This is a genomic window from Streptomyces sp. NPDC104367 (assembly GCF_055583825.1).
In genome coordinates, this window is the sequence record NZ_JBVJND010000072.1 from 1 (window position 1) to 11,451 (window position 11,451).

Here is an 11,451-nt window from a genome sequence, read left to right on the forward strand (position 1 = left end):
CCGCACCCACCCCATACGACAACGTCGGCCTTCAAGACCACAACCAGGTCTCGAAGGCCGACGTCACGCACGGCTCCGAATTCGCCAACAGCATCCTCTTCAGGAGCGGGGCCCTCGGGCGGTGCGGCGGGACCGGGAGGTCAGAAGCGGCGGGTGATCAGGGCGCGCTTGACTTCCTGGATGGCCTTGGTGACCTCGATACCGCGCGGGCAGGCGTCCGTGCAGTTGAAGGTCGTACGGCAGCGCCAGACGCCGTCACGGTCGTTCAGGATCTCCAGGCGCTGCTCGCCCGCCTCGTCACGGCTGTCGAAGATGAAGCGGTGCGCGTTGACGATGGCGGCCGGGCCGAAGTACTGGCCGTCGTTCCAGAAGACCGGGCAGGACGACGTGCACGCGGCGCACAGGATGCACTTGGTGGTGTCGTCGAAGCGCTCGCGGTCCTCGGCGGTCTGGAGGCGCTCACGCGTCGGCTCGTTCGTGTCCTTCGTGATGAGGAAGGGCATGACGTCCCGGTACGCCTGGAAGAACGGCTCCATGTCGACGACCAGGTCCTTCAGGACCGTCAGGCCCTTGATGGGCTCGACCGTGATCGGCTTCTCGGGGTTGATGTCCTTGATCAGCGTCTTGCACGCGAGGCGGTTCCTGCCGTTGATCCGCATCGCGTCCGAGCCGCAGATGCCGTGCGCGCAGGACCGGCGGAAGGTCAGCGTGCCGTCGACCTCCCACTTGATCTTGTGGAGGCCGTCGAGGACGCGCTCCTTCGGGTCGATCTCCAGCTGGAAGTCTTCCCAGACCGCCTCCGCCGAGACCTCCGGGTTGAAGCGGCGGACCCGGAAGGTGACCGTGATGTAGGGGGAGGCGGCGGCTTCCGCCTCCACCTTGTCCAGAACGGGGGTTGCCATCAGTACTTACGCTCCATCGGCTGGTAGCGGGTCTGGACGACCGGCTTGTAATCGAGACGGATGGACTCGGCGCCGTCGTCGCCCACCTCGCGGTACGCCATGGTGTGGCGCATGAAGTTGACGTCGTCGCGGTTGGGGTAGTCCTCGCGGTAGTGACCGCCGCGGGACTCCTTGCGGGCGAGCGCGGAGACCGCCATGACCTCGGCCAGGTCGAGCAGGTTGCCGAGCTCGATCGCCTCCAGCAGGTCGGTGTTGAACCGCTTGCCCTTGTCCTGGATCGAGACGTTCCGGTAGCGCTCGCGCAGCTCCGCGATCTTCTCGACCGCCGTCTTGATCGTCTGCTCGGTGCGGAACACCATGACGTTGGCGTCCATGGTCTCCTGGAGCTCCTTGCGGAGCGTGGCGACCCGCTCGTTGCCCGTCGCGGAGCGCAGCTGCTCGATCTGGGAGACGACGAACTCGGCCGGGTTCTCCGGGAGCTCGACGTAGTCCGACCGGTGCGAGTACTCGGCGGCCGCGATGCCCGCCCGGCGGCCGAACACGTTGATGTCCAGGAGCGAGTTGGTGCCGAGGCGGTTGGCGCCGTGCACGGAGACGCAGGCGACCTCGCCGGCCGCGTACAGGCCCGGGACGACCGTCGTGTTGTCCGACAGGACCTCACCCTCGACGTTCGTCGGGATGCCGCCCATCGCGTAGTGCGCGGTGGGCTGGATCGGGATCGGGTCCGTGTAGGGCTCGATGCCGAGGTAGGTGCGCGCGAACTCGGTGATGTCCGGGAGCTTGGCGTCCAGCTGCTCCGGCGGCAGGTGCGTGAGGTCGAGGTAGACGTGGTCGCCCTCGGGACCGCAGCCGCGGCCCTCACGGATCTCCGTGTAGATGGAGCGGGACACGACGTCACGGGACGCGAGGTCCTTCATGACCGGCGCGTACTTCTCCATGAAGCGCTCGCCGTCCTTGTTGCGGAGGATGCCGCCCTCACCGCGGGCGCCCTCCGTCAGCAGGATGCCCATGCGCCAGATGCCGGTCGGGTGGAACTGGAAGAACTCCATGTCCTCCAGCGGCAGACCACGGCGGTAGACCGCGGCCTGGCCGTCACCGGTCAGGGTGTGCGCGTTGGAGGTGACCCGGAAGAACTTGCCGCAGCCGCCGGAGGCGTAGATGACGGCCTTCGCCTGGAAGACGTGGATCTCACCGGTCGCCAGTTCGTAGGCGACCACGCCCGCGGACTTCTTGACGCCGTCTTCCTCGGTCATCAGCTGGTCGAGGACGTAGAACTCGTTGAAGAACTCCACGCCCTCCTTCACGCAGTTCTGGTACAGCGTCTGGAGGATCATGTGGCCGGTGCGGTCGGCCGCGTAGCAGGACCGGCGGACCGGGGCCTCGCCGTGGTTGCGGCTGTGACCGCCGAACCGGCGCTGGTCGATCGTGCCGTCGGGCGTCCGGTTGAACGGCAGGCCCATCTTCTCCAGGTCGAGGACGGCGTCGATCGCCTCCTTCGCCAGGATCTCGGCGGCGTCCTGGTCGACCAGGTAGTCACCGCCCTTGACCGTGTCGAAGGTGTGCCACTCCCAGTTGTCGTCCTCCACGTTGGCGAGCGCGGCGGCCATACCGCCCTGCGCGGCGCCCGTGTGGGAGCGGGTGGGGTAGAGCTTGGTCAGCACCGCGGTGCGGCTGCGCTTCGTCGACTCGATGGCCGCGCGCATGCCCGCGCCGCCGGCGCCGACGATGACGGTGTCGTACTTGTGGATCTTCATGATTCTCGCAGCCCCGTGCCTAGCGGATGTTCGGGTCGAAGGTGAAGATCACCAGCGTGCCCAGCAGGATGGTGAACACCGTGGCGGTGTAGAGCAGGCCCTTGAGCCACAGCCGGGTGTTCGCGCGCTCCGCGTAGTCGTTGACGACCGTGCGCAGACCGTTGGCTCCGTGCAGCATGGCCAGCCACAGCATCAGCAGATCCCAGACCTGCCAGAAGGGGCTCGCCCAGCGGCCGGCCACGAACGCGAAGCCGATCTTCGACACGCCGCCGTCGAGCACCAGCTGGATCAGCAGGTGGCCGAGGACGAGGACGACCAGCACGACGCCGGACAGGCGCATGAACAGCCAGGCGGCCATCTCGAAGTTGCCGCGGGTGGAGCGCGGGGTCTTCTTGGTGCGCTTGCGCGGGGCCTCGATGAGGGGGGCCGGGTTGTCGACGTTGAAGAGGGGGGCGCCCTCGACGGGGCCGACGCCGGCTGCGGGGGTTTCAGTGGTCGACATCTGCGTCAGCTCCCGAACAGGACACGAGCGGCGTGGCCGAGTACGGGGTAAAGGGCCCCGGCCATCAGGACGACCCAGACACCGACGACCGTCCAGAGCATCTGCTTCTGGTAGCGCGGGCCCTTCGACCAGAAGTCGACGGCGATGACGCGCAGGCCGTTGAGGGCGTGGAAGAGGATGGCGGCCACGAGGCCGTACTCCAGCAGTGCGACGATCGGCGTCTTGTACGTGGCCACGACCTTGTCGTAGGCCTCGGGGGAGACGCGGACGAGAGCGGTGTCCAGCACGTGAACGAACAGGAAGAAGAAAATGAGGACGCCGGTGACTCGGTGAGCCACCCAGGACCACATTCCTTCCCGGCCGCGGTACAGCGTTCCAGCCGGCACGGAAGTCCCTCCGGGAGCGGGGTATCGGGGCCGCGCCGGCTTGTGCTGTCGGTCGGGCCCGGCCGGGTACGGTCCACCGGCCCCCAGCATCGTAGCGATGCGCCACCGCTGGGCTTACGCCGGGCCTACCGGTGTGATCAAAGTGGCACGCGTATGGGTTAGCCGGGCGGCATCCGGGGCGGCTTGTCCGTTATTTGCCGGGTGCGGGAGCGTTGGGGCTGGTCGCGCAGTTCCCCGCGCCCCTGAGCGACTCCATCAGACGCCCCTGCGCAAGGCGCCGGAGTTGCTCCGCGGACATCACGCGCTCGTCCTCCGGATCGTTCTTCGAACGTGAGTAGACGCCTTCCAGGACGCGGTCCAGGCGTTCGCCCGGCGGCGTGTCGCCCAGGTAGATCACGAAGACGTGGCCGAACTTGGCCTCGTAGGCCGCGTGGGCCGCGGTCAGGGCCGTGTGGGCCGCCGAGTAGGTGTCCTCGGGGAGGTCCGGCAGCGCCTCGCCCGCCAGGGCTTCCGCGAGGTCCGCCGGGGACAGGTCGTACGCGGCCTCGTCCGCCGCCGCCAGCAGGGAGCCGGTGTCCGGGTAGGGGCGGTGGGCGGTGATCCGCCGGGCCCAGCGCGGGCTGCGCAGGCAGTTCAGGAGCAGCGCGCCGGCCTCCTCTGCGGGGGCGGCGTTGAAGGCGTCCAGCGGGGTGGGGAGACGGGGCAGGCGGTGGGCGGGCAGCGTGGGTCCTCGCGTCACATGTGGTGTGGCAGGGGATGCTGTGAGAGATGTGTCGTCGACGTTATCGAGGACGGTCACAGGGTGTCCGTTGGTTGCCTGAATTTCACCCGAACGGGAGAGTTTCGGATTGAGCCGATGACGTCGGCGCGTCGGCGGCGTCGTAGGTTTGCCCTGTGAGCCAGCACAGGCGCCGTCCCTCGGCACGGCAGACGGCGCGGCGGCGGGCGGTGATCGCCGCCGCCTTCGTGGGGACCGCCGCCCTCGGTACCGGCGTCGCGGTGTGGGCCGTCTCCGGCAGCGGCGACGACGCCACGACGGCCGGAGCGGCCGAGAGCCCGGCCCCCACCCCCACGCCGACCCGCAGCTACCCCCTCTCCCGGGCCCCGCGCACCATCCCCGCGGTCCGCTCCTTCACCGCCGCCCACGGGCCCGGCTGGCGGCCGGCGAAGAGCGGGCGGGTCGTGGTCAGCGACGCGGACCTCGCCGACGAGGGGCGGCTGATAGCCGGCGAACTCGGGCTGTCGTACGCCGGACAGAAGGGCGCGGACGACGACGTCAGGGCCGGGGACCTGCGGCTCGACCTCGGCGGGTCCGGGAACGCGGAGTCGTACACCATGACCGTGCGCGGCGGGACGGCGCGGATCAGCGGGCCCGGTGACGCGGGCGTCTTCTACGGCACCCGGACGCTGAAGCAGGAGGTGCACGGCGGCGGCACCGCCCCGGAGGGGGTCGTGAAGGACACGCCGGCCAAGCCGCAGCGCGGCTTCATGCTGGACATCGCCCGCAAGCCGTTCACCGCCGGGTGGATCGAGGACCGGATACGCGAGCTGGGCGACCTCAAGTACAACCAGTTCGGGCTGCACTTCTCCGACGACCAGGGCTTCCGGATCGAGTCCGACACCCACCCCGAGATCGTCTCCCGAGACCATCTGACCAAGGCCCAGGTCAAGAAGATCGTCGCCCTCGCGGCCGCCCGGCACATCCAGGTGGTGCCGGAGATCGACTCGCCGGGGCACCTCGGCGCCGTCCTCGCCGCCCACCCGGACCTCCAGCTGCGCAACGCGCAGGGCGTCGCCACCAGGGGCGCGATCGACATCTCCAAGCTCGCCTCGGCGCGGATCGTCGACGACCTGCTCGACGAGTACGCCGACGTCTTCCCCGGCTCCTACTGGCACCTCGGCGGCGACGAGTACCAGGCCCTGACCGTCTCCGACCCGCAGGCCTCCTACCCGCAGCTCGCGGCCGCCGCCCGGCAGCGGTACGGCTCCGGCGCCACCGTCGCCGACCTCACCACCGGCTGGCTCGGCGACCGCGCCGGCACCGTGCGCGCCCACGACCGGACCGTCCGGGTCTGGAACGACGGCTTCCTGCGCAGCTCCTCCGTACGGCCGGCCGAGGACCTCCAGACCGCCTACTGGACCGGCAAGGAGTACGGCGCCCGGCAGCCCGTGGAGTACCTGAGCGCGGGCCGCGAACTCCTCAACTACAACGACGAGTTCCTCTACTACGTCCTCGGCGAGCCCAACACCTTCGTCTACCCGACCGGGCAGCGGATCTACGAACGGTGGACCCCGCGCGTGCTGCGCGGTACCACGGCCGTGCCCGCGAGCTACGACGCGAGGATCCTCGGCGGCTCCTTCGCGGTCTGGTGCGACCTCGCGAACTCCCAGACCCAGGACCAGGTCGCCGCCGGCATCCGGATGCCGCTGCGCGCCACCGTCCAGAAGCTCTGGGACCCGGGCACCCCGTCGATGTCCTGGACCGGGTTCCGGAAGCTCGCGGACGAACTGGGCTGATCCGGGGGCGTCCGACGGGTGGACGCGCGGCGCCGGCGGGCCGTATGTTCCGCATTCCGCGCACGTGCCGGGGAGGGCCGCGTGCCCGTACGCAGCCCGGGGGAGTCCGCTTGATCTGCGCCCGCTGTCACCACTTCGCCGCCGCGCCCGGTGCCGTGCTGTGCCATCTCTGCCTGGGCGACCCGGCCGGGCCCGGACCGGTCCACGGCGGCGCGCCGGGACACCGGCCGCGCTCACCGGTCGGCCTAGGCCTGGCCGCCGCCGCGCTGCTCGGCGTGGTCGCCGCCGTCGACCTGTTCGCCGTGTGGGCGGCCCTCCTCCAGTACGACGTCATGGGCGACCTCATGGACGGCGGGACCGGCAACGCGGTGTTGCTGCGGGCCGGCCGCGCGGGCACGCTGGTCCGCCTCGCCGCCGACGCCCACTCCGTCTCGCTGGCCGCCTGCGCGCTCGTGTTCCTGTGCTGGTTCCACCGGGTGCGGGCCAACGCCCAGGTGTTCGCCCCGCTCGGGCACCGCAGGCCGCCCGGCTGGGCGCTCTTCGGCTGGTTCGTGCCGTTCATGTGCCTCGTCGTCCCGCGCCAGGTCACCGTCGACATCTGGCACGCCAGCGGCCCGTGGGGCGCGCCCCGTTCGCACGCGCTGGTCAACGCCTGGTGGACGGTGTGGCTGCTCGCGCTGCTGACCGACCGCTGGGCGAAGCTCGACTACGACGACGCCGAGGGCGCCGCCCGGGTCCATGCCGTCACCGGGGAGATGCTCGTCGCGGACGTCCTCGACGTCGTCGCCGCCGTCCTCGCGATCCTCCTCGTGGTCCGGCTGACCCGGATGCAGCACGACAGGACGATGGCGGGCGCCGCCCCGGCCGCCCTCTGACCCGCGCCCCGCATCTCATACCCGTCGGCCCTCTTGGCTGAAAACCCTTTCTCGGGGTTCCCTGACCTGCCGGGGGCCGTGTCGCTGTGACACTCCTGCCGTATCGCACGCAGTAAGGGAAAGTGCGGGCTCCGTGGGGGCGGTGGCCTGGTCTGGACCGGTTGTGGGAGGAGTGGGATGAGCCTGGTGGAGCTGATCGCTCAGGCCGACGAACGCGCACTGGCCGCCGGCGGGCTGGCTTGTTTGGATCGCTGCGTTCCGCTGCTGGGCGGCGACGACCTGGTGCTGCGGCCGTTGTGGACGAGCCTCGCGGACGACTCCGACTGGAGCGCGGCCCTGGAGAAGGCGCGCGGCGAGCTGGCCGCGGGAGACGACGAGGCCGAGCGGCTCGCCCGCCGGATGCTCGACGCCGCACCCGCCGCGCGCGAGGCCGCCGACGTCCGGCTGTGGGCCGACGCCTGTTCCGTCGCCGCGCTGCGGATCCACCGGCTCCTCGATCCCGTCGAGGACGCGGCGGCCACCGTCGACGCCCGCCGAGAGGGCGGCACCGAGGGCATGTCACCGCTGGTCGCCGCCGAACTCCGCCGCCAGGTCGCCGTGCTGGAGCTGCTCTGCGGCCACGGCGCGGCCGGACTGCGGCGCGCGCTGGACATCTCCACCGAGGGCCGCCGGGTGCTGCGCGCGGTGGTCTCACGGCGCGCCAGGGGCCGTGGGTGAACCATTCGTGAGCGCGGTGCGAGGGTCCTGCGCCGGTTGCGCGGACACCCCCGGACCGCAGTGACGAAACCGGCTCCGGCCCCGCTCTTGCCTATGTGACAGCCGACTATGTGACAGCACAGCAGTGGACCGGGCCGCACGCCGTGGGCAGGCCGGCCCGGTGGGCGGCGGACGCCGTGGCCATGGCGCGTGAGGGCGCGCGGATCCGGCTCGACTACTCGGCGCGGAGCCTGTGGCGGGTCGACCGGATGATCGAGGAGATACGCGGGGAGGGCGCGCCGTACGAAGCCGTCCGGCGGGTCCTGCGCGGCCTCGGCGCCTACGCGGGCGAGGTGATTGTCCGTCAGGGCGGCGCCGAGTGGTGGGTGTCCGGCGGTGACCACCGGATCCGCACCCCCGACGGCCGGCTGTGGGACCCGCTCGACGAGGCCCGCCGCTGCTACGGCGGCCACGGCTCGCTGCGGCTGCTGTGCCGGGACGCGACGGCCTCGACGGCCTGACACCGCACCGCCGCGGGGGAGTTGGCAAAAAAGCGGTAATAAGAGACGCAGGCGTTCCCAATTGGGCGGGGTGGGAGCACCATGAGCCCATGGCCGACAACCGACGCTGGTGGGCCCTGGTCGTCATCGCCCTCGCCCAGCTGATGGTCGTGCTCGACATGACCATCGTCAACATCGCCCTCCCCTCCGCCCAGGCCGCCCTGCACATGTCGGACGGCAACCGGCAGTGGGTCATCACCGCCTACACGCTCGCCTTCGGCGGGCTGCTGCTGCTCGGCGGCCGGGTCGCCGACCTGGCCGGGCGCCGGAACACGTTCGTGATCGGGCTGCTCGGGTTCGCCGCCGCCTCCGCCCTCGGCGGGGCCGCGGCCGACTCCGGGATGCTGTTCGGCGCGCGGGCCCTCCAGGGCGTGTTCGCCGCGCTGCTCGCGCCGTCCGCGCTGTCGCTGCTCACGACGACGTTCACCGACCCGAAGGACCGGGGCCGGGCCTTCGGCATCTTCGGCGCGATCATCGGCGCGGGCGCCGCGGTGGGGCTGCTCGCGGGCGGCTTCCTCACCCAGTACCTGGACTGGCGCTGGTGCCTGTACGTCAACGTGCCCATCGCCCTGGCCGCCTTCTTCGGCGCGCTCGCCCTGCTCCCGACCGGCGAACGCCACCCCGACGCCCGGCTGGACGTACCGGGCGCGCTGCTGGGCTCGGCCGGGATGCTCGCCCTGGTGTACGGCTTCTCCGAGGCGGAGTCACGGAGCTGGAGCGACGGCCTGGTGCTGGCGCTGCTCGCCGGCGGGGTCGTCCTGCTCGGGCTGTTCGGGCTCTGGCAGACCCGGGCCAGGGTGCCGCTGCTGCCGATGACGGTGGTGAAGGACCGTCAGCGCGTCGGCGCCTTCCTCACCGTGCTGCTGGTGACCATCGGCATGTTCGGCGTCTTCCTCTTCCTCACCTACTACATGCAGGGCGTCCTCGGGTACTCGCCGGTCAGGACGGGCGTCGCCTACCTGCCCATCACCGTCGGCATGGTCACCGGCTCCACCCAGGTCGCGGCCCGGCTGCTGCACCGGGTGCCGCCGCGGGTGCTGATGGTGCCGGGGCTGCTGCTCGCGGCCGGCGCGCTGGCGATCATCGCGCAGGTGGGCACCGAGTCCGCGTACGCCTCGCACATCCTGCCCGCGATGCTGATGCTCGGCCTCGGCATGGGCACGGCCATGATGACGTCGGTGTCGCTGGCCACCGGCAGCGTCCCGCCGCGCGACTCGGGCGCGGCCTCGGCGACCTTCAACACCGCTCAGCAGGTGGGCGGTTCGATCGGCACGGCGCTGCTCAACACCATCGCCGCGAGCGCGACCTCGCACTACCTCGCGGGGCACGCGGGGCCGGGCGTGAACCGGGAGTCGCTCCAGGCGACGGCGCTGGTGCACGGCTTCAACGTCGCCACCTGGTGGGCGATGGGCGCGCTGCTGCTGGGTGCGCTGATCGCCGCGACGGTGGTCGACGCGGACCGGGCGCCCACCCCGCAGACCACGCCCGAGCGGACCCCCGAACCGGTCGACTCGGCCGGCTGAGCCACCTGCCGTACACCAGGCCGTCCGTCGTGACTGCCGGGCGGCCGGCGGTGCCCACCGCGACGATCCCCACGGTGCGCCTCGCCCCGAACTCCCGCTGTGGCGTTTCCGTCGTTTGCGATCCCGGGCCCGGCGCCGCTCCCTGCGCGGAGCGGCCGACAGCCATGACTCGGGCGGAGGCGTCACCGCACCCAGTGCCTCGTACCGGACGGCATCGCGGCTCGGATCGGTAGGACCGAAGCAACGGCCGGGGCCGCCACCCCTGGCCGGAGTACGCTCCTGTATGCCCTCTGACCAGGCATTTTGTGGCCCTAGTGCAGGTTCACGTTTACCGCCTGGATCGGTCCTCATCCAGGTGTTTCTGGCTGTTCCTGACCGCTGTTGGTCACGCGTTGGTCATGCGCCCAGTCGTCGGCTTGGCTCTTGAGGGCCGTCGCGCCGAGCGAATGCCTCCCCACGCGAGGGGCTCCCATGAAGGCCGATCAGTCCGTCACGTGGAGGGCGGACGTGTGAGCGACTTCCGGTCCGGCGAGTAGACGGTGACATGGTGCGACTTAACTGATCTCGCAAACGTCAAGGTCAAGCGGGGTCTGTCCCTTCGAGGGCGGACCCCTTTGGCGTTCCCGTGCTGACTTGATGTTGGCCCGTGCGCTCTAGCCTCGCACGGAGGCGGGTGCGGCCAGCGAGACCCGTGCGCGACAGCGTAGCCAGAAGCGAAACGTTCTGGGTGCGGAATGGGAAGCGTCTGCACTGGCGATGGGCGCATGGGGGATTGGGATTCCAGGTCGCCTGCGGATGCGAACGCCCCCATGGTCGGGCCGTGCGCCAGCGTCTCACATTTCCTTCACTCCTCCGAAGTCCATTTCGGAAATAAACCTGAACCCTATCGGCGTTGGTGATCACCGAGTCGAGGAGGGGAAGGTGTCGGACCTGAAGCTGTTCCACACGACTAGTAGCGACGTGACCGAGGTCATGCCGCGCCTTGCTGAGGTCGAGGCGGACGTGCAGGACCTCATTGAGGCACACATGGAGACGATGCTGGGGGTGCGGTTCCTGGCGAGCGAATACGTCATTGGCTGTGTCGACGGCGGGCGGATCGACTCGCTGGGAGTCGACGAGAATTTCGCACCTGTGGTAGTCGAATACAAGCGTGGCACAGATGCCGGTGTGATAAACCAGGGTCTCTACTACATGGCGTGGCTCATGGCCCACAAGGACGCCTTCCGGAATCTGGTTTGGGACCGATTCGGGGCGTCGGCCGCGTCCCAGATCCTGTGGAGCGCACCTCGGCTGATCTGTGTCGCCGGCGACTTCACCCGCTACGACGCGCATGCCGTGCGCGAGCACCGGCGCTCGATTGACCTGGTCCGCTATCGGTACTTCGGCAACGACCTCGTCGGCCTTGAGACCGTGGCTTCCGCCACTGGGCATTCGGCTGCGGCAAGGCGGGTTCGCCGACGCGCGGCGGGGGTGAAGCCTGCCCGCACGCAGGACCGAACCCTGGCGGAGCTTTCCGAAGCGGTCGACGAGATGCTGCTCGGCCTTGGGGACGGCGTTACCCGGGTCCAGCGCAAGCAGTATGTGGCGTACCAGCGGCTGCGGAACTTCGCCTGCGTTTGCCCGCCGCAGCAGACCAAGCTCTGAACCGCCCCGGGTCGGGTGGAGGCTCGATTCCATGTAAGGATTGAGTCATGGCACGACCCTCCCGTTACCCGCTTGAGCTGCGCCGTCGTGCG

At 70.4% G+C, this 11,451-nt stretch carries 10 protein-coding genes and 1 pseudogene; 6 read left to right on the forward strand and 5 right to left on the reverse strand.

The features are described 5' to 3' along the window. Positions 1-140 precede the first annotated feature (140 nt). The 5 genes from ACZ619_RS45370 to ACZ619_RS45390 all read right to left on the reverse strand — a co-directional run bounded on the left by ACZ619_RS45370 (position 141) and on the right by ACZ619_RS45390 (position 4,283). Positions 141-902 (reverse strand): succinate dehydrogenase iron-sulfur subunit, encoded by a 762-nt coding sequence (locus tag ACZ619_RS45370; protein ID WP_469611862.1) that lies wholly within the window; start codon positions 900-902, stop codon positions 141-143. After that, complete coding sequence (gene sdhA / locus ACZ619_RS45375) at positions 902-2,656, reverse strand: succinate dehydrogenase flavoprotein subunit (RefSeq protein ID WP_469611864.1); 1,755 nt, start codon at positions 2,654-2,656, stop codon at positions 902-904. The genes ACZ619_RS45370 and sdhA overlap by 1 nt, the downstream gene beginning before the upstream one ends. Before the next feature lie 19 nt (positions 2,657-2,675). Further along, positions 2,676-3,158 carry a succinate dehydrogenase hydrophobic membrane anchor subunit gene (locus ACZ619_RS45380; protein ID WP_469611865.1) on the reverse strand — a complete coding sequence of 161 codons (483 nt, stop codon included), beginning with the start codon at positions 3,156-3,158 and terminating at the stop codon, positions 2,676-2,678. A 5-nt stretch (positions 3,159-3,163) separates the two neighbouring features. Further along, entirely contained in the window at positions 3,164-3,544 is a 381-nt protein-coding gene (sdhC, locus tag ACZ619_RS45385) for a succinate dehydrogenase, cytochrome b556 subunit (protein WP_469611867.1), read from the reverse strand. Positions 3,545-3,734: 190 nt separating this feature from the next. After that, entirely contained in the window at positions 3,735-4,283 is a 549-nt protein-coding gene (locus ACZ619_RS45390; protein ID WP_469611869.1) for a 2-oxo-4-hydroxy-4-carboxy-5-ureidoimidazoline decarboxylase, read from the reverse strand. Positions 4,284-4,438: 155 nt separating this feature from the next. On the opposite strand from ACZ619_RS45390, the gene ACZ619_RS45395 reads away from it, so the two are divergent. The 6 genes and pseudogenes from ACZ619_RS45395 to ACZ619_RS45420 all read left to right on the forward strand — a co-directional run. Further along, positions 4,439-6,061 carry a beta-N-acetylhexosaminidase gene (locus ACZ619_RS45395; RefSeq protein WP_469611871.1) on the forward strand — a complete coding sequence of 541 codons (1,623 nt, stop codon included), beginning with the start codon at positions 4,439-4,441 and terminating at the stop codon, positions 6,059-6,061. Positions 6,062-6,171: 110 nt separating this feature from the next. Continuing rightward, entirely contained in the window at positions 6,172-6,936 is a 765-nt protein-coding gene (locus tag ACZ619_RS45400; RefSeq protein ID WP_469611872.1) for a DUF4328 domain-containing protein, read from the forward strand. Between the two features lie 177 nt (positions 6,937-7,113). Beyond that, entirely contained in the window at positions 7,114-7,653 is a 540-nt protein-coding gene (locus ACZ619_RS45405) for a hypothetical protein (RefSeq protein ID WP_469611874.1), read from the forward strand. Between the two features lie 110 nt (positions 7,654-7,763). Next, positions 7,764-8,153 (forward strand): hypothetical protein, encoded by a 390-nt coding sequence (locus ACZ619_RS45410; RefSeq protein ID WP_469611876.1) that lies wholly within the window; start codon positions 7,764-7,766, stop codon positions 8,151-8,153. 89 nt (positions 8,154-8,242) lie between these two features. Beyond that, a complete protein-coding gene (locus ACZ619_RS45415) occupies positions 8,243-9,715 on the forward strand; it encodes an MFS transporter (RefSeq protein ID WP_469611878.1) in 1,473 nt (490 codons plus the stop codon). A 921-nt stretch (positions 9,716-10,636) separates the two neighbouring features. Beyond that, positions 10,637-11,356, forward strand: a pseudogene (locus ACZ619_RS45420) (DUF5655 domain-containing protein); the annotation flags it as partial. Positions 11,357-11,451: the final 95 nt, after the last annotated feature.